Source organism: Teredinibacter franksiae (assembly GCF_014218805.1).
In the GTDB taxonomy this organism is placed as follows: domain Bacteria; phylum Pseudomonadota; class Gammaproteobacteria; order Pseudomonadales; family Cellvibrionaceae; genus Teredinibacter; species Teredinibacter franksiae.
The window spans coordinates 1,411,221-1,437,003 of sequence record NZ_JACJUV010000001.1; the positions used below are offsets into that span (position 1 = coordinate 1,411,221).

Below are 25,783 nucleotides of genomic sequence, written 5' to 3' on the forward strand. Positions count from 1 at the left end.
AGCCGGTAACCTTAAATCACATCCCCTTGGAATCATCCTGCCAATGCGATTATCGACTAACCATAGCTGAGCAGAAACCACTGTGAATTAGCGCCAACGTTTTTGTAGCGATCAAGCGCACCTAAAAAGGAGCATTTAAAAAAAGTAACGATCACACGGACTCAAAGAACCTAAAACAAACGAAGGTCACCAATTACTGGCTCACCAACACCTCTACACTTTTTGATACTGCAGTACCGTCTCTAAACTCGCCATTCCCGCCGGCACATCCACGTGGTAACCCAAATCATTAAAAGTGGAACCAAATGCGTGAATGGTACGAAACAAGTTATGTACTCGGCATTGCTCTCCCATCTGCCCTATTCGAACAATTGGCGGCCCAAAAGAGCCCGCAATTTCAACCAGATAATTTTTTGATATGTGGCTGCAAATGGCTTTCCCGTCTAACCCGCTGGGCACACGTATACCCACTACCGAATTTAGCCGCGCTCGCTTTGGCACGTACAATTCCAAGCCCAACGTTTCGATTGACCTCTGCAAACCTTCCGAACATTTTTCGTGCCGCTCAAAACGCTTTTCTAATGTTTCATTGCACACCAAGCGCATCGCTTCGTGGAGTGCAAGCAAGCCCGATACAGGTGCGGTGTAATGGTAAGACCCTCCATGCCAAAATTTTGTAGCCAAACGGGCATCTAAGGTCCATTGCGGTAATAGGCCTTCACGCTGATCAACTCTCGTCCACGCCTTCTCCGAGAAGGCAACCAACGAAACACCGGGGATAGAACTCAAACCTTTTTGGCCACCGGTTATAACGGCATCAATATACCAATCGTCCATATTTAACGGTAATGTCGATAACGTACAAACCGCATCGACCACAAGGCATGCACCAAACTCTTTCGCAAGCTCACCAATTTCCTTTAGCTGATGATTAAGGGTGGTGTTTGAAGTTTCCCCCTGCACAACGGTAATCACTTCCGGCTGCATTTGTTCGAGCAGGTTACGCACCTGTGACGGATCTACACTTTCGCTTTCAGGCACCGTTAGCTTTTCAACCACGCCCCCTGAACGCACCGCCATTTCAGCAAGGCGGCTGGAGAAAAACCCGTTACAAATACTCAGCACACGAGTGCCCTTCCACACCAAATTGGCCACGGCCATTTCCATTGCCGCTGAGCCAGGCCCGGCGACACCGACTATCCAGGGGGACTCTGTTTGAAATATATAACCGGCCATGCTCTTCACCTGGCCAATAATTTCAGTCATGGTTTCCCCTAAATGGTTAATCACTATGCCATTCGCCTGAGCGACAGCTTCAGGGATAGGAACAGGACCTGCGCCCATCATTAACAATGGCTCTTCAGGAAGAATGCGATCGAGGGTTTTAACCTGGGGACGGGAAATTTTCATAGGATATTGCGGCGAATAAAAAAGACGCATAATAGCACGGAAAGGTGTGTACAGCGTTCGACCTTAACAAGGGCGGCGTGCACACACTGGAACATTAACGTTTAAAGCTTTGCAGCCATGCTGAGATATTCTCGTCTGGCACCGTCAACGGACGACGAACCTCCGGGTATTTGGGATATCCCCCCACATCACTCTGACTATCGATAATACGACTGCTACGTGACTTATAGCTATCGATAATTCGTTGATCAACCTCATCCCTGTCCCAGGGCCTTGCACCGGCATTGGCGAGCACACTTTTTTCAACGCGGTTAACATTCATCGCCTTCAAACCTTCCGGCCAAACGGGCGGTGCTTCAAGTAACTTCACTGCACTACCCCTGTGAGGCATGGGCTTCTGTTGCAAATTAAATACTTTATTATCGCGCAAATACACATCACCACTACCGTAGACCAAAGCCAAATCAGAGTAGGTGTCGCGACCATAACGCAGCACATTGCCAACTACGGCTATTTTGGGGTTTCCAGGCTGCAGGCTCGAGCGCTCCCACTCATCAATTATATAGTCAACATACACCGCGTGATTGCCAACGTTGTACATTAAATTATTCACCACTACGCCAGTAGCATGGGATTTAAAGTAGGGGTTTCTGCGGTCATTGCTAATGAACAAATTTCCGAGCACAGCAACGTTTTTTACGTAGTCATGCACCAAAAGCCCTTTGGAATGCCGACCCTTTTCATGGGAGGCATAGTCCAATGCTTCGGCAACAATGCAATTAGAAAAAGTTACGTCAGATGCTGAATACCCCCAGCCTTTGGTTCGCTGCCCAGTCGCCGAAAAATTTTCGTCTACCGCCCAGCTGACCGACACGTGGTCTATATGGACGCGCTTTGCATTCCCGCGCGAAACTGCAATTCCATCGGTATCCCAACCGGAGAGGGGCGACTCAAAATTATCACCTGGGCGCACACGAATATGCTCAATACGTATATCGTGAGCGCGAACCAATAATCCGCCACGAATAATGGTAATACCGGGCGAGGGTGCGGTTTGACCTGCGAGGGTTAAATGAGGCTGAGAAATTTTAAGCTTTTCCCCCTTCAAATCGATAACACCGCCGACCTCAAACACGACAACTCTAGGCCCCGATTGCTGCAACGCCCAAGCAAGCGAGCCCGCCCCCTTAGGCGCTAAGTTGGTTACCTTGAGAACCCGGCCTCCCAAACCACCAACGGTATCCAAGCCAAAACCCTTAGCTTGCTCTAGACTCAACGCAGATACAGGGCCGGCCTTCTGCCCATAAAGCGAAAGGCTGAAGCTAATAAGAAAGAAAAAAGAGACGTATCGCAAAAAAACACCACTCTAATACCCGACACAAAAAGCTCCTGTGCGTTTTACGGAGCGCCTACAACATTGGTTTGCCGCGTTTACATAACTGAATAGAAAAGCCCCACGGGTCTTTAAGCATTTTAAGGTGAGTGCCATCGGCAAGCTGTAAATCATCCACTTCCTGGCAACCCGCGCCAATCAAACGCTCAGCATCGACAACTGGGTCATGGCTAACAAAGGCCAAATGCAACTGTAACGGATTCATATTAGCGTATTCTGGTACCTCTTCAGGTGGATTGCAGTAAATCTCAATCATTACCTGCCCAGTCTCATCGGCCAGAAAGTGCGTATTAGGCGCTTGGTCAAACTTGTGCTTAACCGTAAAACCAAGGTTCTTGCAGTACCAAGCTGCTATTTCGACAGGCTCAGTCACATTAAAAGCAAAATGTTCAATCTTCATTGTTAACCTCTATTCAGTATAGTAATTGGCTGATGATTTGATACCGACGTATCCTGCGCAGATTCAAGTAAAGCGCAATATACTCGAAAGCAGCCAGAGAAACCCCGCAGCTTACCCCACGCATGAAGCGGCTTGACCTGCGTCAAGCAGGTTGGTAATCGCTACCGGGCCGCCCCCTAGCTGGAAAACGTGGATATACTGCTGTAGCAGCCGTTCAGCGCCAATTTAGATACCCCAAACCGACAAGAAAGGAGTCCTATTACGCTGGCTACCAAACGAACGCCTATGGCTAGCTGGCTATTGAAAAACCAACCCCAAAATGTAATTATGCGTTGACAATTGGTATTACCAATCACAAATTTGGATATGCCAATTCATGGTATATCCTTTTTGAAGAAAATGGCACTTACTGTAACGTCTATTGGCTGAGCTTCTAAGAGGCTAACACCTCTCATAACTCACTCTCTTGCCACAGTAATGGACCAGCTAACAATAACCCTTTAACAAGACAGACTATTACAATGACTAAAGAAAAACCAAAGGTCGGGAACTACCGATTCAGAATATTAGCATTGCTGATGTTTGCGACCACGATCAACTATTTTGACCGAAGCATCATCGGCGTCTTGGCTCCAACCCTTGAGAAAATGTTCGACTGGAGTAATAACGATTACGCCAACATCATGATCTCTTTTAAGGTTGCATACGCAATTGGTATGTTGAGCATGGGTAGCCTTATTGACAAGCTGGGCACCAAGAAAGGCTACACCCTTTCAATCGGTATCTGGAGTGTTTTCGGCATGGCGCACGCCCTGGTTCAACCAGGCTTTAGTGTTATTGGTTTTGCGGTTGCCCGATTCGGCCTCGGCTTTGGTGAAGCAGGTAACTTCCCTGCTGCCGTTAAAACCGTTGGTGAATGGTACCCGAAAAAAGACCGTGCTTTCGCCACCGGCCTGTTTAACGCAGCCACCAGTATCGGCGCCATCGCGGCCCCGTTTGTTATCACCTGGATTGTTGCTGAAGATGGTACTAACTGGCAGATTCCCTTCCTGATTACCGGTGCTCTAAGTAGCTTATGGGTATTCCTCTGGTTGCGCACCTACAAAAAGCCACACGAGCACCCTAAAGTTTCACCTGAAGAACTGGCCTACATTAATAGTGACTCCGAAGCGGAAGGCGACGACTCAGAAGAAAGCCTGCCATGGCTAAAAGTTGCTCAAACTCGTGAAGCTTGGGCATTCGGTGTTGCCAAAATGACAGACGCCGTATGGTGGTTCTACCTGTTCTGGGGTGCAAAGTTCCTTGCCGACGCACACGGAGTAGACATCAAGAGTATCGCCCTGCCTTTCTTCGTTATCTACGCACTTGCAGATGGCGGTAGTATCTTTGGTGGCTATTTGTCAGGCTTCTTTATGCGCCGCGGCTGGACAGTAAACAAGGCACGTAAAATGACGCTGCTTTTCTGCGCCTTAGCCATTTTACCCGTTTGTTATGTCGCCATCACCGAGAGTAAGTGGGTTGCCATCCTCCTTATTGGCCTCGGGGCAGCAGGCCACCAAGCTTGGTCAGCAAACATATTCACCTTGGTATCCGATGTAATGCCAAAGAAAGCCACAGCATCTGTGGTAGGTATTGGCGGTATGGTAGGTGCAGTGGCCGGTATGATCGGCGATAAAATCCTGGGTAAGACACTCGACGCAGCCGGTAACGATGGTTATTTCTGGGCTTTCCTAATAGCGGGCTCTTGCTACCTGGTTATTCTCGGCATTGTTCACTTAATGATGCCTAAGATGACCCCACTGGATAACAACCTTAAGCACATAAAAGAAAGCTAAGTATTTTTGCTAATAGGTTAGTAAATAACACCCCATCAAATCTCACGATTTGATGGGGTGTTTTGTTTCTAGCCGCATTATTGTACCGCTCGATTAATTACTGTCCGCCAATCTACCTAACCCCTTCTAGCACCACGCTTTCAATGCACCAACAGCCGCCCCTACAAAATTACCGACAAACGCAGTGTGCATAATCGCACTCCCTGAAAGCTACAATTGTTGGGCCCCATCAGATGGGATCAAGGAAACTAGCTACCCATATAGGCTTTAACGGCCCTTATATTTTCACCCGACTAAATTGACACTGTGTGCACCAGTATAAATTCTGCGACCCATACCGCCCGTAATAAAATCACTACCCAGGTTAGAGAGCATCTGCCTGATACTTTTCAACCTAGATGTCTATTTATTAACAGGCACAAAAAAGGCCGCTTAAAGCGGCCTTTTTCTTAGCGCAGACTGTAGATTACTCTACAACCTTAGCTACAACACCAGCACCAACGGTACGGCCGCCTTCACGAATCGCGAAGCGCAGGCCATCTTCCATGGCGATTGGAGCGATCAGAGTAACAACCATTTGAATGTTGTCCCCTGGCATTACCATTTCAACGCCTTCTGGCAACTCACAAGCACCGGTTACGTCAGTCGTACGGAAGTAGAACTGTGGACGATAGCCTTTAAAGAATGGCGTGTGACGACCACCTTCATCTTTAGACAGAACATAAACTTCTGCTTCGAACTTGGTGTGTGGAGTGATAGTACCTGGCTTAGCCAGTACCTGACCACGTTCAACATCTTCACGCTTGGTACCACGTAGCAATACACCAACGTTCTCACCTGCACGACCTTCGTCAAGCAGCTTGCGGAACATTTCAACACCAGTACAGGTCGTCTTGGTAGTATCCTTAATACCAATGATTTCCATTTCTTCACCAACGTTGATGATGCCTCGCTCAACACGGCCGGTTACAACAGTACCGCGACCAGAGATAGAGAATACATCTTCGATAGGCATCAAGAACGGCTGATCAATAGCGCGCTCAGGCTGCGGAATGTAGGAATCCAGAGCTTCAACCAGCTTCTTCACAGCGGTAGTACCCAACTCGTGGTCATCTTCGCCATTAAGGGCCATCAATGCAGAACCAGCAATGATTGGAGTATCGTCGCCAGGGAATTCGTAGGCATCTAACAGCTCACGCAATTCCATTTCAACCAGCTCTAACATTTCGTTGTATTCATCAGAACCAACACCGCCACAGTCATCAGCCAGCAGGTCAGCTTTGTTCAGGAATACCAGAATAAACGGTACACCTACCTGACGAGACAGGAGGATGTGCTCACGCGTCTGAGGCATAGGGCCGTCAGTTGCACCACAAACCAGAATAGCGCCATCCATCTGAGCAGCACCCGTAATCATGTTTTTCACGTAGTCGGCGTGCCCTGGGCAGTCAACGTGCGCGTAGTGACGCTCTGGAGAGTCGTACTCAACGTGTGAAGTTGCAATAGTAATACCGCGCTCACGCTCTTCTGGAGCATTATCGATACCGTCAAAAGCTACAGCTTCACCGCCCCATACTTCTGCACATACGCGAGTAAGAGCCGCTGTTAAAGTTGTTTTACCGTGGTCAACGTGACCAATGGTACCAACGTTTACGTGTGGTTTATTACGTTCAAATTTCTCTTTAGCCACTGTTTTGTTCCTCTAAATATTTTGAACTTTAAAATACGAATTGGGGAGATTAACCGCCGGTTCTGTTTTTAGCGATGATGTCTTCCGCAACATTATTTGGTGCTTCAGCGTAACGCTCAAACTCCATGGTGAAGGTCGCACGACCTTGAGTTGCTGAACGCAGATCAGTGGCATAGCCAAACATTTCAGCCAGAGGCACTTCCGCGTTAACAACTTTACCTGAAGGGTTTTCATCCATTCCCTGAATCATACCTCGACGTCTGTTAAGGTCGCCCACAACATCGCCCATGTTTTCTTCAGGTGTTACGATTTCTACCTTCATCATTGGCTCAAGCAGTACAGCTCCGCCTTCCTGCGCCAATTTCTTAGCCGCCATTGAGCCAGCAATTTTAAAGGCCATTTCGCTGGAGTCAACATCGTGGTATGACCCATCATACAGCGTCGCCTTTAGCCCCAATAGCGGGTATCCGGCAACTACACCATTTTGCATTTGCTCGGATATACCCTTTTCAACGGCCGGAATATATTCCTTAGGAACAGCTCCACCGACAATTTCGTTGACAAATTCTAGGCCTTCCGCGTTTGAATCTTCAGCCGGTTCGAATTTGAGCCATACATGCCCAAACTGGCCTCGCCCACCCGACTGACGAATAAACTTCCCTTCAATTTTACTGCTACGCGTAATGCGCTCACGATAAGCCACCTGCGGCTTACCGATATTAGCCTCAACGCTGAACTCACGGCGCATACGGTCAACAATTATATCGAGGTGCAGCTCGCCCATGCCCGAAATAATCGTTTGCCCGGTCTCCTCGTCAGTTTTAACGCGAAACGAAGGGTCTTCTTGCGCCAGCTTACCAAGCGCAACCCCCATCTTTTCTTGGTCTGCTTGGGATCTGGGCTCTACCGCAACCGAAATAACCGGCTCCGGGAACTCCATACGTTCAAGCACAATTCTCTTCTGCTCTGAACAGAGCGTGTCGCCGGTAGTGACATCTTTCAGTCCGATAGCCGCCGCGATGTCACCCGCCAACACTTCTTTAATTTCTTCGCGGCTGTTGGAGTGCATCTGCACCATCCGACCTACGCGTTCTTTCTTTTGCTTTACAGAATTGTAAACCGCTGTACCACTTGCTAACGTCCCCGAATACACACGGAAAAAAGTTAACGTACCAACGAATGGGTCTGTTGCAATTTTAAATGCCAAAGCCGCAAAAGGCTGGTCATCGTCCGCGCTTCTCGTGGCACGAGTCTCTCCATCCTCCAGCGTACCCTCAATAGCTTTTACTTCCGTTGGCGCGGGCAAATATTCAACCACCGCATCCAATACAGCCTGCACACCTTTATTTTTAAAGGCCGAACCACCCAGCACCGGTACAATCTCGTTAGCCAGGGTGCGGATACGTATACCTGCCTTAATTTCCTCTTCGCTGAGCTCACCACCTTCTAGGTATTTAGTCATCAGCTCATCATTGGCTTCAGCAGCAGCTTCTACCAAGTTTTCTCGCATATCACCACACTGCGCCTTCAGCTCTTCTGGAATTTCAGCGTAGTCAAAAGTCATTCCCTGGTCGCCTTCATTCCAGAGAATAGCTTTCATTTTCACTAGGTCGACAACACCCTTGAAATTCTCTTCCGCACCAATTGTCATTTGTAACGGCACGGCTTTGGCGCCCAAACGTTCGCCTAATTGATCGATTACCATTTGATAATCTGCGCCGGCACGATCCATTTTATTTACGAACACCATGCGCGGCACTTCGTATTTGTTGGCCTGACGCCATACTGTCTCTGTTTGCGGTTGTACACCAGACGAACCACAAAGTACCACTACAGCACCATCTAACACACGCAGAGAACGTTCAACCTCAATCGTGAAATCCACGTGTCCCGGCGTATCAATAATATTGATACGATGCTGATCAAACTGCTTCTGCATACCGGACCAAAAGCAAGTCGTAGCTGCAGAAGTAATAGTAATTCCACGTTCCTGCTCTTGTTCCATCCAGTCCATGGTGGCAGCACCATCATGAACCTCGCCAATTTTATGGGACAATCCAGTATAAAAAAGAACGCGTTCAGTGGTCGTCGTTTTACCCGCATCAACGTGCGCACATATACCGATATTTCGGTAACGTGCTATTGGGGTTTTACGTGCCACGACTGTTTCTCCAAATACCGGTGGAATTCACAAACTAACAAAACTCTCTAGACTTTACCGCATTTTTTCGCAATCAAAACGCTAAAAGGCAGCTTGTGGCTGCCTTCTGCTGCAAGTACTTAAACTATCGCGAATTAAATTGCGAAACGCAGTAGAGGTTTTAGAAGCGGAAGTGCGAGAACGCCTTGTTCGCTTCAGCCATGCGGTGAACATCTTCACGTTTTTTAACCGCACCACCTTTGCTTTGGGAAGCATCAATCAGCTCACCAGCCAAACGCTGAGGCATGGATTTTTCACCACGACTACGCGAGTATTCTACCAACCAACGCATAGCCAAGGCTTCACGACGAGAAGGACGAACTTCAACAGGTACCTGATAAGTAGCACCACCTACACGGCGGGACTTAACTTCCACCAACGGTGCAATATTCTCCAAAGCTTCGCCGAAAATTTCCAGCGGATCTTTGTTCATTTTTTCCCGTACCAGTTCTAACGCACCGTAAACGATACGCTCAGCTACAGATTTTTTACCACTAACCATCACGTGGTTCATAAACTTGGCCAAAGTCACGTTACCAAATTTCGGATCTGGTAATACTTCGCGCTTGGCGACAACTCTTCTTCTAGGCATGTTATTAACTCACCAATTACTCATGAATTCAGGTTAACCCGGGACGCTGAGTATGCTCTGCTGTTTTGTAGATAAATCTATAAAATCAGAACCGCCCGGCCTTACTGGTTCGGCTTAAAAACGCTGATGGTAAGCGACCTTACTTAGGACGCTTAGTACCATACTTAGAACGACCTTGCTTACGATCGCTAACGCCAGACGTATCCAGGGAACCACGAACGGTGTGATAGCGAACACCCGGCAGGTCTTTTACACGACCACCGCGGATCAATACAACACTGTGTTCCTGAAGATTATGACCTTCACCACCAATGTAGGAAGATACTTCAAAACCGTTAGTCAAACGTACACGACATACTTTACGTAGTGCAGAGTTTGGCTTTTTCGGTGTAGTCGTATAAACACGAGTACAAACACCACGGCGTTGAGGACATGCTTCCAAAGCACGAACGTCACTCGTCTGAACCTTGCGTTTTCTCGGCTTACGAACCAACTGATTGATCGTTGCCATGAAACTTAACTCCAAAAATTAATCATGTTTCCGTTCCGAAATAACGAAATCTGGAAACCATTTCACTAAAAACGGGCATTATCTGCCCCCCACCATATATAGCGGGTGGCGCATTGTAATGACACCACCCTCCATCGTCAACATTTAAACCCTCGCATTGCGAGGGTTTGTCAACAGCCTTACACCCCGGACTTTAAAGCCTGGGTTAAAGCTGCTTCTACCTCAGCTGCACTTACGCCATCACTTGGAGCGGCTTTTTCTTCGCGTCTGCGACGACGCTCACTGTGATAAGTCAAGCCCGTACCGGCTGGAATCAATCGCCCAACTACAACGTTTTCTTTCAAACCACGCAACTTATCAAGCTTACCGGTAACCGCTGCTTCTGTAAGAACGCGCGTTGTTTCCTGGAATGAAGCAGCGGATATAAACGATTCCGTTGCCAACGATGCCTTAGTGATACCCAACAACTGGCGCTCATACTGAGCGGGCTGACGGCTATCGGCACGTAATTTTTCATTGTGCTCCAATACACGCTGGTACTCAGCTTGCTCACCTTTAACAAAATCAGAATCACCCATAACGGTAATTTCAGCTTTGCGTAACATCTGGCGAACGATAACCTCAATATGCTTGTCGTTAATTTTCACACCCTGGAGGCGATAAACCTCCTGGATTTCATTAACGATGTATCGAGCCAAAGCCTCAACACCCTGTAACCGTAAAATATCGTGCGGATTACTGGGGCCGTCGGATACGACTTCACCTTTTGCTACCGTCTCCCCTTCAAACACGGTCAATTGACGATGCTTAGGGATCAATACTTCATAGTGCGTTGATCCATCGGCCAATAAAACACCATTCGCGGGAGTAATAACCAGGCGACGCTTGCCTTTTGTTTCCTTACCAAAGGACACCGTACCGGAGATTTCGGCCAAAATTGAAGGCTCTTTCGGCTTACGCGCTTCAAATAGGTCGGCAACACGCGGCAAACCACCGGTGATATCACGAGTCTTAGAGCCTTCCTGCGGAATACGCGCAATAACGGTACCAACACCAATCTGGTCACCATCACTAAGGTTGAGTATCGCCTTACCTGGAAGCAGGTAATGTGCGGGCTGGTTTGAGTTAGCCAAAGTCAACTCATTACCGTTTGCATCAACTAGCGTAATACCAGGTTTTAGATCTTTACCTGCGGCAGGTCGCTCTGCAGGATCGATAACTTCGATACTGGACAGTCCTGTCAGGTCATCTGTTTGTTTGCGAACCGACAACCCTTCTTCCATACCGGTCATGGCAACTGTACCCGCCACTTCGGTAATGATGGGGTGGGTGTGCGGATCCCATTTCGCAACAACGGAACCGCCTTCAACGGCCTCACCGTCTTTAACAGAAATAACGGCACCGTATGGCACCTTATAACGCTCTCGCTCGCGGCCGGAGCCGTCGGCTACAGCAAGCTCACCGGAACGGCTTACCGCCACCAGATCACCGGCTGCACGCGTTACCACTTTGAGGTTATGTAAACGGACTGTACCTTCCTGCTTAACCTGAATGCTATCTGCAGCAGACGCTCGAGACGCCGCACCACCAATGTGGAAAGTACGCATGGTCAGCTGTGTTCCTGGCTCACCAATAGACTGAGCAGCGATAACACCAACAGCTTCACCGATATTTGCACGATGGCCGCGAGCTAGATCACGACCGTAGCACTGAGCACAAATACCATAACGAGACTCACACCTAATCGCAGAGCGAACAATAACTTCGTCGATGCCCATACCTTCTACGCGCTCGACCCACTTCTCATCGATAATGGTTCCGGCCGGAATCAGTATTTCGTCGCTGCCCGGGCGAATAACATCTTGCGCAACAACACGACCAAGGATTCGCTCACCCAGCGTCTCGATGATGTCACCACCTTCGATCACTGGTGTCATAATCAGGCCTTGATCAGTACCGCAATCATTAACCTTAATAACAACGTCCTGAGCAACGTCTACCAAGCGACGAGTCAGGTAACCCGAGTTCGCGGTTTTCAATGCTGTATCGGCCAAACCTTTACGAGCACCGTGAGTAGAGATGAAGTACTGAAGTACGTTCAAACCTTCGCGGAAGTTTGCAACAATTGGCGTTTCAATAATGGAGCCATCCGGACGAGCCATCAAGCCACGCATACCGGCCAACTGGCGAATCTGTGCGGGTGAACCACGGGCACCAGAGTCAGCATACATAAACACCGAGTTGTAGGAGTCTTGCATTTCCTCTTTGCCATCGCGATTGATAACGGCTTCTTTCGAAATGCCCTCCATCATTGATTTAGCCACCAAGTCGTTCGCACGCGACCAAATATCAATAACTTTGTTGTACTTCTCGCCCTGAGTTACAAGACCCGATGCAAATTGCGATTCGATTTCTTTTACTTCGGCATCAGCACTATCAACAATGCCCGCTTTTGCGGTAGGAATTTCGAAGTCGTTAACACCAATGGATGCACCTGATTTAGTACTGAAGTCATAGCCCATGTACATCAGCTGATCAGCAAAGATCACCGTGGCTTTCAACCCAACAATTCGGTAGCAGAAGTTAATAACCCCCGAAATTGCCTTTTTAACCATCGCCTTGTTAACCATTTCGAACGGAATACCGTCAGGCACAATCTCCCAAAGCAGTATACGGCCAACGGTGGTATCTACGATGTAGGTCTTTTCTACTCTTTCACCGTCTTCACGCAGAGTAACTTCATCTATTCGAACTTTAACTCTGGCCTGCAAACCAAGCTGCTTAGCATAGAAAGCACGAGACACTTCCTTAGTGTCGGAGAACACCATGCCTTCACCAAGGTCATTGATGCGCTCACGTGTCATCCAGTAAAGGCCAAGTACAACATCCTGCGAAGGCACGATGATCGGCTCACCTGACGCAGGCGACAAAATATTGTTTGTCGACATCATCAACGCACGCGCTTCCAGCTGGGCTTCCAGCGTTAAGGGTACGTGAACAGCCATCTGGTCACCGTCAAAGTCGGCGTTATAGGCCGCACACACAAGTGGGTGCAACTGAATCGCTTTACCTTCAATCAATACAGGTTCAAACGCCTGAATACCCAAACGGTGAAGTGTTGGTGCACGGTTTAGTAATACCGGGTGCTCACGAATAACTTCGTCAAGAATATCCCAAACAACGGGCTCTTCACGCTCAACCATTTTCTTGGCTGCTTTAATCGTGGTGGCAAGGCCTCGTAATTCTAGCTTGCTGAAAATAAACGGCTTGAATAATTCGAGCGCCATTTTTTTAGGCAGACCACACTGATGCAGACGCAAAGTGGGGCCCGTCACAATCACCGATCGACCGGAGTAGTCGACACGCTTTCCAAGTAGGTTCTGACGGAAACGCCCCTGCTTACCTTTAATCATATCGGCAAGAGATTTCAATGGACGCTTATTGGAACCGGTAATGGCGCGCCCGCGGCGGCCGTTATCCAGCAGTGCATCCACCGCTTCTTGAAGCATACGCTTTTCGTTGCGCACGATAATATCGGGAGCATTCAGATCGAGTAAGCGCTTCAACCGGTTATTACGGTTAATAACACGGCGGTACAGGTCATTCAGGTCAGACGTTGCAAAACGTCCACCATCTAGCGGCACCAATGGTCGCAAATCAGGCGGCAGTATTGGCAATGCTTCCAGAATCATCCACTCAGGCTTGTTACCCGACTGCAAGAAGGCTTCCAGCAACTTCAAGCGCTTAGAAAGCTTTTTAATCTTGGTTTCAGAATTGGTGTTCGGGATTTCATCACGCAATGTTTGCGCGTCTTTTTCCAGGTCAATATCGCGAACCAACTGCTGAATTGCTTCAGCACCCATCTTCGCGTCAAACTCATCACCAAACTCTTCCATGGCTTCAAAGTACTGCTCGTCTGTCAGTAATTGGCCACGCTCCAAGGTAGTCATACCCGGATCGGTCACGACGAATGATTCAAAGTAGAGTACGCGTTCAATACTGCGCAAAGTCATGTCTAGCAGCAAACCAATACGGCTTGGCAGCGATTTCAAGAACCAAATATGGGCTGTAGGACACGCCAGCTCTATGTGGCCCATACGCTCACGACGCACTTTCGCCAGTGTTACTTCTACACCACATTTTTCACAGATAATGCCGCGATGCTTCATGCGCTTATATTTACCGCACAAACACTCGTAATCTTTTACTGGGCCAAAAATTTTGGCACAGAACAAACCCTCGCGCTCCGGCTTAAAGGTTCGGTAATTAATGGTCTCTGGTTTTCTCACTTCGCCAAACGACCAGGAACGAATCATTTCAGGAGACGCAAGCCCGATGCGAATACCATCGAACTCGTCATTTGGCCCTTGATTCTTCAACAAATTTAATAAGTCTTTCAAAGCTGCTCCTCCAGTGGGTGCCTACGCACAGTGGGCGAAATACCTTCGGTGATTTCGCCCACCACCGTTTGATTTGTAAAATTTACGAATCTTGCTCAAGCTCGATGTTGATGCCCAAAGACCGAATTTCTTTAACTAATACGTTAAAGGATTCCGGCATTCCAGGCTCCATGCGGTGGTCGCCATCAACGATGTTTTTATACATCTTGGTTCGGCCATTCACATCATCCGACTTCACTGTGAGCATTTCTTGTAGGGTATAGGCAGCACCATATGCTTCCAGCGCCCACACTTCCATCTCACCGAATCGCTGGCCACCAAACTGTGCTTTACCACCCAGCGGCTGCTGAGTAACAAGACTGTAAGAACCAGTGGAACGAGCATGCATCTTGTCATCAACCAAGTGGTTGAGTTTGAGCATATACATATAGCCCACAGTAACCGGACGCAAGAATGCATCACCTGTTCGACCATCAAACAACGTCATCTGGCCAGAGTCAGGCATATCCGCTAATCGCAGTAGCTCTTTGATTTCACTTTCCGCTGCACCATCAAAAGCACGGGTAGCCATAGGCACACCGCCCTTCAGGTTCTCAGCCAACTCAAGTAGCTCAGCGTCGGTGAAAGTATCCAGAGCTTCTTTTTTATAGGACTCACCAATATCGTTATAAACTTTGCCAAGCAAATCACGCAACTTAACAACAGCATTTTGCTGCTCCAGCATATTGCCGATCTTGCGACCCAAACCTTTGGAAGCCAACCCTAGGTGAGTCTCCAAGATCTGACCAACATTCATTCGCGAAGGCACGCCGAGCGGGTTAAGAACGATATCGATGGGATCGCCGTTTTCATCATAAGGCATATCTTCTACCGGCATGATCACCGAGATAACACCTTTGTTTCCGTGACGACCAGCCATCTTGTCACCAGGCTGAATACGACGCTTGATAGCAAGATAAACCTTAACAATCTTCAGTACACCAGGCGCCAGATCATCACCGGTTTCCAGCTTGCGCTTCTTATCTTCAAAGCGCTCGTCCAGATCTTTCCGGCGCTCAGCTAATTGCTGCTCAGCTGCGTCCAACTGTTCGTTAAGCACATCGTCAGCCATACGAACCTTGAACCAGTCATCTTTTTCCAGCTCGTCCAGCATTTCGTCGGTAACATCAGCACCTCTCTTAACGACCATGCCGCCTGAAGCCTTTTGTCCAACCAGCGCAGTACGCAAACGCGCGTATGTGGCGCCCTCAACGATGCGGTACTCTTCGTTCAAATCCTTGCGAACCTGATCGAGCTGAGACTTTTCGATTTCAAGAGAGCGCTGGTCTTTTTCCAAACCATCACGCGTAAATACCTGAACATCAATAACGGTACCCTTCACGGAGGAAGGTACGCGCTGAGAGGTATCCTTAACATCGGACGCTTTTTCACCGAAGATCGCACGCAGCAGCTTTTCTTCTGGAGTCAGCTGGGTTTCACCCTTAGGGGTAACCTTGCCCACCAGAATATCGCCCGCAACAACTTCAGCGCCAACATAAACAATGCCCGACTCATCCAGCTTGGCGAGCGCGCCTTCACCTACATTGGGAATATCGGCAGTAATTTCTTCGCTACCCAACTTCGTGTCACGAGCAATACACGTCAGCTCCTGAATGTGGATAGTGGTGAAACGATCTTCCTGTACAACACGCTCGGAAACCAGAATGGAATCCTCGAAGTTGTAACCGTTCCAGGTCATAAAGGCGATACGCATATTCTGCCCAAGCGCCAACTCACCCAGATCCACGGAAGGACCATCAGCAAGAATGTCGCCACGCGCAATCGCATCCCCCGTAGACACGATTGGACGCTGATTAATACAGGTGTTCTGGTTAGAACGGGTGTATTTAGTCAAATTGTAAATATCAACACCGGCATCACCCGCTTCAGTCTCTTCGTGAGAAGCACGTACAACAATCCGGCCAGCATCAACACTCTCAATTTTTCCGCCACGCTTAGCAACAACACACACACCAGAGTCACGCGCTACGTTGCGCTCCATACCGGTTCCAACTACAGGCTTGTCGGCCTTCAGAGTAGGTACAGCCTGGCGCTGCATGTTCGAGCCCATCAATGCACGGTTCGCATCATCGTGCTCAAGGAACGGAATCAAAGATGCCGCCACCGATACAACCTGACGTGGCGAGACATCCATATACTGCACATCGGATGCTGCCTTGAGCGTAAATTCATTCTGATATCGAACGGACACAAGCTCTTCAGTCAACTCATCAGCGTCATTTGTTGCCGCAGATGCCTGCGCAATAACATACTGAGCTTCATTAATGGCGGACAGGTATTCAATATCGTCGGTAAGCTTGCCATCAACAACTTTGCGGTGTGGGCTTTCCAAAAAGCCGTAACTGTTGGTGCGAGCATAAGTAGCCAACGAGTTAATCAAACCAATGTTTGGTCCTTCAGGTGTCTCAATTGGGCACACGCGACCATAGTGTGTTGGATGAACATCTCGCACTTCAAAGCCTGCACGCTCACGGGTTAAACCCCCTGGGCCAAGCGCAGATACACGGCGCTTATGCGTAACTTCAGAAAGTGGATTGTTCTGATCCATAAACTGCGACAACTGCGAAGAGCCGAAGAACTCCTTAACAGCAGCCGCTACAGGCTTGGCGTTAATCAGATCCTGCGGCATCAAACCTTCACTTTCAGCCATTGATAAACGCTCTTTTACAGCGCGTTCAACACGAACAAGCCCCACACGGAACTGATTCTCGGCCATTTCACCAACAGAACGCACACGCCGGTTACCCAAGTGGTCGATATCATCGACAGATCCTTGGCCGTTGCGGATATGGATAAGCGTTTTAAGCACATCAACGATATCTTCACGCGACAACGTTCCCTCACCGGTCTCGGAGTCGTGCCCAAGGCGGCGATTGAATTTCATGCGGCCAACTGCAGACAAGTCGTAACGCTCTGAACTGAAAAACAAATTCTGGAAAAGCGCTTCAGCCGACTCTTTGGTAGGCGGCTCACCGGGACGCATCATTCGGTATATTTCTACCAGCGCCTCTAGCTCTGTACGAGTTGGATCTGCACGCAACGTGTCAGAAACAAACGACCCGCAATCCAGCTCATTGGTGTATAGCGTTTCGAACTCGCCAACATCGGCTTTCTGCAAACCTTCAATTACTTCTTCAGTAATTTCGGTGTTGCATTCAAACAGTACTTCACCGGTACCGGTGTCGATAATGTTTTTCGCCAAAGTTCGACCGAGCAAGTACTCGGCGGGAAGATTTAGCTCAGTAACGCCCGCTTTTTCCAGCACCCGAATATGACGGGCAGTAATCCGACGCCCGTCTTCTATAAGAACCGTGCCATCGTCATCTTTAATTTCGAAAGTGGTAACGTCACCACGCAAACGAGACGGCACAAGCTCTAGCTTGACGCCACCTTCAGTATCGAGCTTAAACTTGGACGTTTCGAAAAACATATCCAGCATTTCTTCTGCACTGTAGCCCATAGCACGCAGCAGAATAGTCGCAGGCAATTTACGGCGACGATCGATACGAACGTAAACCAAGTCTTTCGGGTCAAATTCGAAATCTAACCACGAACCGCGATATGGAATAATCCGAGCAGAGTAGAGTAGCTTACCGGAGGAGTGAGTCTTACCTTTGTCGTGCTCAAAGAATACGCCCGGTGAACGGTGTAACTGGGAAACGATAACCCTCTCGGTACCGTTAATAACAAAAGTACCGTTATCAGTCATCAATGGGATCTCTCCCATATAAACTTCTTGCTCTTTGATGTCCTTGATTGCCTTACTGGACGATTCGCGATCATAAATAATCAAGCGGACTTTCACGCGCAAAGGCACAGCATAGGTAGCGCCACGCAATACGCACTCGCTAACGTCAAATACAGGCTTGCCCAAGGAGTAACTAACATACTCAAGCGCAGCATTCCCTGAATAGCTAACGATAGGGAATACCGATTTAAAGGCGGCTTGCAGGCCGATATCCAGCCTTGCATTATCAAGCTTGTCAGCTTGGGTAAATTTTCTATAGGAATCTAACTGGATTGCCAGTAGGTACGGTACGTCCATCACGTCTGGCAGCTTGCCAAAATCCTTGCGGATACGTTTTTTCTCAGTATATGAGTAAGCCATTAGTGTTCCTCAGCTTGAGCACGGAGCTTGTTACAAAAGACTAAAAGGCCGGGTGAGCCTTTTCTTGACCGTGTTTTACATCTTACGCGCAGGTTCACCGTCGCTGGCAAACACACGCTTCGATCTTACGCAGATCGCAAACGGGAAAAGGCCAGAGGGTAAAACCCACTGACCTTGTTTCCGAAGACCTTCTCATTAGGGAAGGTCTTGAAGCTTCGCTTACTTAAGCTCAACAGACGCGCCGGCTTCTTCCAGCTGTGTCTTAGCTTCGTCGGCATCGCCTTTAGACGCTGCTTCTTTAACGGTGCTAGGAGCGCCGTCAACCATAGCCTTGGCTTCTTTCAAGCCCAGACCAGTGATTGCACGAACAGCTTTAATCACGTTAACTTTCTTCTCGCCAACGGCGGTCAGAACTACGTCAAACTCGGTTTGCTCTTCAGCAGCAGCAGCATCAGCAGCAGCGGGAGCAGCAACTGCAACAGCAGCAGCAGCCGATACGCCGAACTTTTCTTCCATAGCTTCTACAAGTTCAACTACGTCCATTACGGACATTTCAGCAATTGCGTTTAAGATATCTTCTTTAGAAAGAGCCATTACTCTATCTCCAATATTAAGTCGTTAATTAACAGATTTAGCACACCCAGAACATCTGGAATTATGCTGCATCCTGCTTTTGGTCGCGGACGGCCGCAACAACGCGTGTTACTTTGGTAGGTACTTCGTTGAAAGTACGAACCAGCTTGGTGACTGGTGCGATCATTACGCTTGCCAATTGACCCAGCGCCTGCTCCAAAGTTGGGAGCTTAGCGAGAGTATCAATTTGGCCTGCTTCGAGTAACTTGCCGCCTACCGACAGAGCCTTCACTTCAAAGGCATCTTGCTGTTTTGCAAAATCCTTGAAAAGTCGGGCAGCTGCACCTGGGTCTTCCATAGAAAAACCAAACAGGCTGGGGCCAACAAGTGCATCGCTGACACACTCAAAATCGGTTCCCTGCACAGCACGTTTCGCAAGAGTGTTACGTACAACCCGAAGGTCAACGTTGTTCTCACGAGCCAGCTTACGCAGAGCATCCATATCGCCAACTGCCACACCGCGTGCGTCGGCGACCACCAGAGATAACGCGTTAGTTGCCGTCTCGTTAACGTCAGCGACAATCGCTTTCTTGTCTTCGAGTCCAATAGCCACTAATAAAATCTCCTGGATCTGAGTTTAAGAAACTGCCCAGCTTTCGATAATTTGAGAGCTGGATCAATTTCCGGTTTTCGGTGATCACATTCAAATGCAAAAAATCTGAATTGGGACACACCGTCTGCGTAGGCAGTTATCTTACGATGTCAATTAAGTAGCAATAGCAAAAAAAAAGACCATTACCACACCTACGGTCTTTGACAGCCCGGCCAAACTTTCTAACAAAAAAAGTCAAGCCAGACCCCAAAGTTCTGGTTTATCAATCAGCCGAATTAAACTTCTAGGCTAGATTGATCAATAGCTAAACCTGGGCCCATAGTCGTGCTCAAAGTTATCTTTTTAAGGTAGACACCTTTGGCTGCAGCCGGCTTAGCTTTCTTCAAATCATTAATCAGTGTTTCGAGGTTCTCTTTAAGTGCATTAGCATCAAAAGAAACCTTACCGATACCCCCGTGAATTATGCCGCCTTTATCTGCACGGAAGCGCACCTGACCCGCTTTGGCTTTCTTAACAGCGCCAGCTACGTCTGGAGTTACCGTTCCGGTTTTAGGGTTTGGCATCAAACCGCGAGGGCCTAACACTTGACCAAGGGTACCTACAACACGCATAGCAGCAGGGTCAGCTACCACAACATCGAAATCCATCATGCCGCCCTTAATTTGCTCGGCAAGATCTTCCATGCCCACAAGCTCTGCGCCTGCTTCTTTCGCTGCTTCAGCAGCGGCGCCTTGGCTAAATACCGCAACACGTACATCTTTACCAGTGCCATGAGGAAGACTGGTTGCACCACGTACGGACTGATCGGATTTACGTGGGTCGATACCCAGGTTAATCGCGACATCTATAGTTTCAGGGAATTTTGCAGTTCCAAACTCTTTCATCAATGCCACAGCATCTTCTATACCGTACAGCTTGGTGAAATCAATTTTCTCAGCAATTACTTTTTGCTTTTTACTCAGCTTCGCCATGTTACACACCCTCCACATCAAGACCCATCGCACGGGCGGAGCCAGCGATAGTACGAACAGCTGCGTCCATATCGGCGGCGGTTAAATCAGCGGCCTTAGCGGTTGCAATTTCTTCTAGTTGAGCGCGGTTAACCTTGCCAACTTTCTCGGTGTTCGGGCGACCTGAACCACTCTTAATACCAGCAGCCTTCTTAAGCATGTAAGACGCGGGTGGTGTTTTCATGGTAAAGGTGAAGCTGCGGTCGCTGTATACAGAAATCACAACAGGAACCGGTGCGCCGGGCTCTTGACTCTGGGTCTGAGCATTAAACGCCTTACAGAATTCCATAATATTCACACCGTGCTGACCCAAAGCTGGACCAACGGGTGGACTTGGGTTGGCCTGACCGGCCTTTACTTGTAGCTTAATATAAGCTTCAATTTTCTTTGCCATACTGAGTACTCCCGGTTATGGGTATAGCGCCTCCAAACAGTGGCACACTGCTCTTCTCTGGCTCCCCTGCTTCCGTTAAGCGAACAACGCTTTCCGAAAGACGCGAAAAACTCTCCCCCACCGCGGCAGAAGAGAGCAGTTAAACTATCAGCCAATTAACTTTGGCTTTTATCCAAACCTTACCTGCGCACAGGCTCACCGAGCGCAAACAAACTAAATACTATGCCTTTAAATACTATGCTTTCTCTACTTGGCCAAACTCTAATTCCACAGGAGTGGAACGACCAAATATCAGAACAGCTACCTGTAAACGGCTCTTTTCGTAATTCACTTCTTCAACAACCCCATTAAAGTCATTGAATGGCCCATCAACAACGCGAACCATTTCTCCAGGCTCAAACAATGTCTTGGGCTTGGGCTTATCGGCGGAATCATCGACACGCTGAAGAATTAAATCAGCCTCTTTATCCGTGATAGGAGCAGGCTTATCCGCCTTACCACCAATAAACCCCATAACTCGCGGTGTTTCCTTGACCAAATGCCAAGCTTCGTCGTTTAGCTCCATTTGAACCAGAACATATCCCGGAAAAAATTTACGCTCAGACTTTCTCTTTTGGCCGCCGCGCATTTCGACAACCTCTTCAGTGGGCACAAGCACATCACCAAAGCTATCCTGCATGTCCTGCAACTCAATACGCTCTTTTAGCGCAGACGCAACCTTTTTCTCGTAACCAGAATAGGCGTGAACGACATACCAACGCTTAGGCATACAAAACGACCCCTATCCAATAATCAATGAAGCAACATAACCGAGCCCAGCATCCAGGCCCCATAAAATAACAGCGGTTACTACAACCACGGCCGACACAATCAGAGTCGTCTGAGTTGTTTCTTGGCGCGAAGGCCAAACCACCTTGCGAACCTCCACCTGGGCGGCTCTAAGCAAAGCCCAAAAGGCGTTACCCCGGGCAGTATTAACAGCAACAAATGCAGCAAGCGCACCAATGACCAGCAGCGCAAGCACTCGATACAACAATGCAAAATCGCTAGCGTAATAAGAGTTAGCAATAGCGCCTCCCAAAACAAGGACGACAACAACCAACCACTTTAAAGGGTCTAGCTTGAATTCAGCCTCTTCAACTTTAGCTGTGCTCATAGAATTCTCAACTTACTGTTCGCTGCCGATCTACCTCGACACCCAGCCCGACTGCGCAACCCGTGCGAGCGGCGTGATTAATGGCAGGCCAGGAGGGACTTGAACCCCCAACTTTCGGTTTTGGAGACCGACGCTCTACCAATTGAACTACTGGCCTGTATTTCTTCTCCCGATACGCAAAAAGGCTGGCAACACCAACCTTCAACTAAACAGCGCAAAACAGCACTGCGTATCGTATTGTGGAGCTCATGACCGGAATTGAACCGGTGACCTCACCCTTACCAAGGGTGTGCTCTACCATCTGAGCTACATGAGCTTAAACTCGCAGCCTACCACTCTCAGAGGGTAATGCTTATGGAGCGGGCGGCGGGAATCGAACCCGCATCATCAGCTTGGAAGGCTGAGGTTCTACCACTAAACTACGCCCGCTTAACTTCCAATATTAATTGGAGCTTAAGAACCACCCCAGCACAGCCACCTTGGCCGGCGAGGCCGGATTATTGCGGATTAACCGCTCACCTTCGGATAGCCAAACGCTATCCTATTCCAGCAAGAAGCCGAACAAGGCTTTAGCCTTTGCCTTGCTTAGCGCAACCCATTTCGGCTTCACTAAAACGACTTACTATACCTTCCAACAATGGTGCAGGGGGGTGGATTCGAACCACCGAAGCTTGCGCGTCAGATTTACAGTCTGATCCCTTTGGCCACTCGGGAACCCCTGCGGATTTTTCACTCTCGTAAGAGAAATATGGAGCTGGCGAGAGGAGTTGAACCCCCGACCGGCTGATTACAAGTCAGCTGCTCTACCAACTGAGCTACACCAGCTCTATCCCAGTTTCTGAAACCATTTACAATGGCTCCCTTAACGTGGAGGCGGGATTCTAGTGAATGTTGTCCTGCGAAGCAACATCTAAACAGAAATTTTGTCGTCTCTCGAGGTCATTTATACCCTCCATGACTCTCGCCCAAGCAAAACTGCTCATCTTTCCACCTTCTCCCTGTGCAAGCATTGTCCAAATCTCCCAATAAGTACGCTCGATAATATTCGTTTCCGGCTGTAAGCCAATCGCTTCCATCGCACGCATATGCTCTTTAGAGAGATCTTCACGACTAAACATGCCTAATGAGATCCCATTCTCAAGCTCACCCTTGGGAATAATGTAACTATCCACTTTTTTGGCCTGCAGCTCAGATAATTTCCGAAGAGCCGATTTACGCGAGTCAGCAGGCGGAAGATAAATTTGGTATCGCGTGCCGGCCGGCAATTCCAGCTCTTTTATTTCGCTATCGACATCCATAGCCGCCAACCGCTCAACAAAATCAGCCGCAAGCTCAGCGTCCCCGAAGGGACCAACCATCTCACAAAGGGGCACCCCATCTTTCGTTGGCACCTGAACCAGAAGCGCCTTCGCTCCTTTCACCGGCTCACGCACCATTGCTTGCCCGGCAGATAACCCGCTCTCCGACAAAAGCTCGAGCTGCTCCACATGCTTATAGGCAAAAGGTGCAGGCCGACCACTCACCACGGCCTCAGCCCCACCCTTAAACACCACCCCCCAGGCCAGGGCGACTAAATTGAGAAACAACAAACTGAGAAAGATCCAACGCATTTGAGATAGCACTTCCGGTAATAGTTATTAGATAACACGTTAGGCTCACCACACAACAGCACAACGAAGGTCAGCAAGACAGTAGCAGCCCCTCAAAAACAAGATCGGGCCGGCACTTTACATCAGCAGGCAACCACTGTCGGAACAAGTTCGCATCGCCACCAGCCAAATAGATTGTAGCACCGACGCCATCCCGCTCCCTCGAGGCACGAAGTACGACCTCGCGCATCAAACCTTTATAGCTGGCCGCCACGCCCTGCTCAACACAGGACAAAGTATCGCAACCTGGCAGCCATGTCTGCGGCAGAGTTAACGACTCAACACGGACTGCACTGGTATTAACAAATAAGCTGCGAGTAAGTGTTCGCTGCCCGGGTACAATTAAGCCCCCCTCATGCAAGCCGCCAACTCCAACAAAATCGACGGTTATTGCCGTGCCAGCGTCAATGACGACCAAAGCGCTATTGCAATCCACATACGCAGCCAGCATGGCAAGCCAACGATCAACCCCAAGGGCGGAAAGGTCTTGGTACCCCGCGATTAGCCCGCAACGCTCTTTGATTACCCGCGCAAATACCGGAGGCAAACCAAAATAAAAACGACTCCGCTCATCGAGATAGCGCTCAAACTCCACCCCCTTTACCGAAGACACCAAAATTTCCGTAACGCCGCGCTCTACCCAGGCAGGAAAAAGACTTTCTAGTTCCGCATACTCACAGGCACCCGCCTCTAGAACCGAATGCGTTACCGCCCTAAGCTGCCACTTCAACCGGCTATTACCGGCATCCAATATGAGTTTCACAGCTCACCTACCTGATCACACGCAGAGACAGCCCTCAAACTAAGCTCTCCCCCCAAGAATACCTTCTCCTCGCCATCCACCATCAACCTCAAGCCGCCGGCATGCGTTACACCCATCACCACCCCCTCGATCGATTTAGAGGGCGTATGCAGGCTCACCCTGCGCCCTCCATGGGCGTTCAACCTCTCCCACTCAAGCCGATAAGGCTCAAAACCACTACCCTCAAACGCAGACAACATCGAGATTAACTCATTCAATATTGCAGCAATAATAATGTTGCGATCCAAATATTCAGGCTCCGACTGCGCCCGAACGTTTTCCAGCGACGCCAGATCTGCCCAGGGCTGATCAATATGCGCTGCCATTACACTGGGCATTTTTACATTCAAGCCAACACCCGTGACAACAGAGCAATCGCCACTAGCATCACCGGTCAGCTCTAGCAAAATACCACCCAGCTTTTTTTCCTCTACCAATAAGTCATTGGGCCACTTTAATTGCACGCCGAGAAAACCCAAGCCCTCGAGCGCACGACTCACAGCAACCCCCACCGCAAGACTTAACCCCTCCAGCGCGGCAACACCTTGAGAGAAACTCCAACCCACAGAAAGATAAATATTGGCCCCAAACGGGCTTACCCAAGTACGCCCGCGGCGCCCCCTTCCTGCTTTTTGCCTTTCAGCAACACACACCAATCCATGTCCTGTCGCCATAGAAGTACGCTCTAAAACGAACTTATTGGTAGAGTCCACCTCGGGCAATATGTCCAACCCCACCAACCGAGATGACACATCGGGCTGTAAATGAGCACTTATTTTGCGCGCTTCAAGCAGCGATAGACCTCCGGGGATAACGTACCCCTTCCCCCTCTGGCTTACTACCCCAACACCCAACTCCTGCAACTGCTGCAATTGCTTCCAAACGGCGGCACGACTCACGCCAGCAACCTCGCCCAGCACCTCACCGGAATGAAACTCACCATCCGAAAGACGATGAAGAAGAGAATAAAGCTTAGAATTCATGTCA

At 49.0% G+C, this 25,783-nt stretch carries 19 protein-coding genes and 5 tRNA genes; 1 reads left to right on the forward strand and 23 read right to left on the reverse strand.

Annotated elements, in window-relative coordinates; translation table 11 throughout:
• Positions 1-213: 213 nt before the first annotated feature.
• The 3 genes from H5336_RS05660 to H5336_RS05670 form a co-directional block, all read right to left on the reverse strand.
• Positions 214-1,410, reverse strand: coding sequence for a pyridoxal-phosphate-dependent aminotransferase family protein (locus H5336_RS05660; RefSeq protein ID WP_185232230.1), 1,197 nt, complete (start codon positions 1,408-1,410; stop codon positions 214-216).
• Positions 1,411-1,504: 94 nt separating this feature from the next.
• Entirely contained in the window at positions 1,505-2,764 is a 1,260-nt protein-coding gene (locus tag H5336_RS05665) for a pectate lyase family protein (protein WP_185232231.1), read from the reverse strand.
• A gap of 55 nt (positions 2,765-2,819) precedes the next feature.
• Complete coding sequence (locus H5336_RS05670) at positions 2,820-3,203, reverse strand: VOC family protein (protein ID WP_185232233.1); 384 nt, start codon at positions 3,201-3,203, stop codon at positions 2,820-2,822.
• A 521-nt stretch (positions 3,204-3,724) separates the two neighbouring features.
• Here H5336_RS05670 and H5336_RS05675 point away from each other — a divergent pair.
• Positions 3,725-5,038, forward strand: a complete 1,314-nt coding sequence (locus H5336_RS05675; RefSeq protein ID WP_185232235.1) for an MFS transporter — start codon at positions 3,725-3,727, stop codon at positions 5,036-5,038.
• Positions 5,039-5,504: 466 nt separating this feature from the next.
• Here H5336_RS05675 and tuf read toward each other — a convergent pair whose 3' ends face one another.
• From tuf to birA, 20 genes are all read right to left on the reverse strand, one after another.
• Positions 5,505-6,728 carry an elongation factor Tu gene (gene tuf / locus H5336_RS05680; protein ID WP_185232237.1) on the reverse strand — a complete coding sequence of 408 codons (1,224 nt, stop codon included), beginning with the start codon at positions 6,726-6,728 and terminating at the stop codon, positions 5,505-5,507.
• Between the two features lie 49 nt (positions 6,729-6,777).
• Entirely contained in the window at positions 6,778-8,889 is a 2,112-nt protein-coding gene (gene fusA, locus H5336_RS05685) for an elongation factor G (RefSeq protein ID WP_185232239.1), read from the reverse strand.
• 160 nt (positions 8,890-9,049) lie between these two features.
• Positions 9,050-9,520 (reverse strand): 30S ribosomal protein S7, encoded by a 471-nt coding sequence (gene rpsG / locus H5336_RS05690; protein ID WP_185232241.1) that lies wholly within the window; start codon positions 9,518-9,520, stop codon positions 9,050-9,052.
• Positions 9,521-9,659: 139 nt separating this feature from the next.
• Positions 9,660-10,031: a 30S ribosomal protein S12 gene (rpsL, locus tag H5336_RS05695; protein ID WP_185232243.1), complete on the reverse strand. Its 372-nt coding sequence runs from the start codon at positions 10,029-10,031 to the stop codon at positions 9,660-9,662.
• Positions 10,032-10,210: 179 nt separating this feature from the next.
• Positions 10,211-14,431: a DNA-directed RNA polymerase subunit beta' gene (gene rpoC / locus H5336_RS05700; protein WP_185232245.1), complete on the reverse strand. Its 4,221-nt coding sequence runs from the start codon at positions 14,429-14,431 to the stop codon at positions 10,211-10,213.
• A gap of 82 nt (positions 14,432-14,513) precedes the next feature.
• Positions 14,514-18,599 carry a DNA-directed RNA polymerase subunit beta gene (rpoB, locus tag H5336_RS05705; protein ID WP_185232247.1) on the reverse strand — a complete coding sequence of 1,362 codons (4,086 nt, stop codon included), beginning with the start codon at positions 18,597-18,599 and terminating at the stop codon, positions 14,514-14,516.
• Positions 18,600-18,818: 219 nt separating this feature from the next.
• Positions 18,819-19,193, reverse strand: a complete 375-nt coding sequence (rplL, locus tag H5336_RS05710) for a 50S ribosomal protein L7/L12 (protein WP_185232249.1) — start codon at positions 19,191-19,193, stop codon at positions 18,819-18,821.
• A gap of 61 nt (positions 19,194-19,254) precedes the next feature.
• On the reverse strand, positions 19,255-19,785 hold the full coding sequence (gene rplJ / locus H5336_RS05715; RefSeq protein WP_185232251.1) for a 50S ribosomal protein L10: 531 nt from the start codon (positions 19,783-19,785) through the stop codon (positions 19,255-19,257).
• Positions 19,786-20,060: 275 nt separating this feature from the next.
• Positions 20,061-20,756, reverse strand: coding sequence for a 50S ribosomal protein L1 (gene rplA, locus H5336_RS05720; RefSeq protein ID WP_185232253.1), 696 nt, complete (start codon positions 20,754-20,756; stop codon positions 20,061-20,063).
• Position 20,757: 1 nt separating this feature from the next.
• Positions 20,758-21,189 (reverse strand): 50S ribosomal protein L11, encoded by a 432-nt coding sequence (gene rplK, locus H5336_RS05725; protein ID WP_185232255.1) that lies wholly within the window; start codon positions 21,187-21,189, stop codon positions 20,758-20,760.
• Positions 21,190-21,424: 235 nt separating this feature from the next.
• Entirely contained in the window at positions 21,425-21,958 is a 534-nt protein-coding gene (nusG, locus tag H5336_RS05730; protein WP_185232258.1) for a transcription termination/antitermination protein NusG, read from the reverse strand.
• A gap of 12 nt (positions 21,959-21,970) precedes the next feature.
• Entirely contained in the window at positions 21,971-22,345 is a 375-nt protein-coding gene (gene secE / locus H5336_RS05735) for a preprotein translocase subunit SecE (RefSeq protein ID WP_185232260.1), read from the reverse strand.
• Between the two features lie 81 nt (positions 22,346-22,426).
• Positions 22,427-22,502 (reverse strand) — tRNA-Trp (locus tag H5336_RS05740).
• Positions 22,503-22,585: 83 nt separating this feature from the next.
• A tRNA-Thr gene (locus H5336_RS05745) sits at positions 22,586-22,661 on the reverse strand.
• A 39-nt stretch (positions 22,662-22,700) separates the two neighbouring features.
• Positions 22,701-22,774: transfer RNA gene (locus H5336_RS05750), tRNA-Gly, on the reverse strand.
• A 209-nt stretch (positions 22,775-22,983) separates the two neighbouring features.
• Positions 22,984-23,067 (reverse strand) — tRNA-Tyr (locus tag H5336_RS05755).
• Positions 23,068-23,094: 27 nt separating this feature from the next.
• A tRNA-Thr gene (locus H5336_RS05760) sits at positions 23,095-23,170 on the reverse strand.
• 56 nt (positions 23,171-23,226) lie between these two features.
• Positions 23,227-23,955: an SPOR domain-containing protein gene (locus H5336_RS05765; protein ID WP_185232262.1), complete on the reverse strand. Its 729-nt coding sequence runs from the start codon at positions 23,953-23,955 to the stop codon at positions 23,227-23,229.
• Between the two features lie 70 nt (positions 23,956-24,025).
• Complete coding sequence (locus H5336_RS05770; protein WP_185232264.1) at positions 24,026-24,757, reverse strand: type III pantothenate kinase; 732 nt, start codon at positions 24,755-24,757, stop codon at positions 24,026-24,028.
• Entirely contained in the window at positions 24,754-25,779 is a 1,026-nt protein-coding gene (gene birA / locus H5336_RS05775; protein WP_185232266.1) for a bifunctional biotin--[acetyl-CoA-carboxylase] ligase/biotin operon repressor BirA, read from the reverse strand. Before birA ends, H5336_RS05770 begins: the two co-directional genes overlap by 4 nt.
• Between the last annotated feature and the right edge of the window lie 4 nt (positions 25,780-25,783).

Excerpts from the sequence above, each read along its gene's own strand:
- H5336_RS05660 (WP_185232230.1), bottom strand. The coding sequence starts at position 1,410 with ATGAAAATTTCCCGTCCCCAGGTTAAAACCCTCGATCGCATTCTTCCT.
- H5336_RS05670 (WP_185232233.1), bottom strand. The coding sequence starts at position 3,203 with ATGAAGATTGAACATTTTGCTTTTAATGTGACTGAGCCTGTCGAAATA.
- H5336_RS05675 (WP_185232235.1), top strand. The coding sequence starts at position 3,725 with ATGACTAAAGAAAAACCAAAGGTCGGGAACTACCGATTCAGAATATTA.
- rpsG (WP_185232241.1), bottom strand. The coding sequence starts at position 9,520 with ATGCCTAGAAGAAGAGTTGTCGCCAAGCGCGAAGTATTACCAGATCCG.
- rpsL (WP_185232243.1), bottom strand. The coding sequence starts at position 10,031 with ATGGCAACGATCAATCAGTTGGTTCGTAAGCCGAGAAAACGCAAGGTT.
- rpoB (WP_185232247.1), bottom strand. The coding sequence starts at position 18,599 with ATGGCTTACTCATATACTGAGAAAAAACGTATCCGCAAGGATTTTGGC.
- rplL (WP_185232249.1), bottom strand. The coding sequence starts at position 19,193 with ATGGCTCTTTCTAAAGAAGATATCTTAAACGCAATTGCTGAAATGTCC.
- rplA (WP_185232253.1), bottom strand. The coding sequence starts at position 20,756 with ATGGCGAAGCTGAGTAAAAAGCAAAAAGTAATTGCTGAGAAAATTGAT.
- rplK (WP_185232255.1), bottom strand. The coding sequence starts at position 21,189 with ATGGCAAAGAAAATTGAAGCTTATATTAAGCTACAAGTAAAGGCCGGT.
- nusG (WP_185232258.1), bottom strand. The coding sequence starts at position 21,958 with ATGCCTAAGCGTTGGTATGTCGTTCACGCCTATTCTGGTTACGAGAAA.
- secE (WP_185232260.1), bottom strand. The coding sequence starts at position 22,345 with ATGAGCACAGCTAAAGTTGAAGAGGCTGAATTCAAGCTAGACCCTTTA.
- H5336_RS05765 (WP_185232262.1), bottom strand. The coding sequence starts at position 23,955 with ATGCGTTGGATCTTTCTCAGTTTGTTGTTTCTCAATTTAGTCGCCCTG.
- birA (WP_185232266.1), bottom strand. The coding sequence starts at position 25,779 with ATGAATTCTAAGCTTTATTCTCTTCTTCATCGTCTTTCGGATGGTGAG.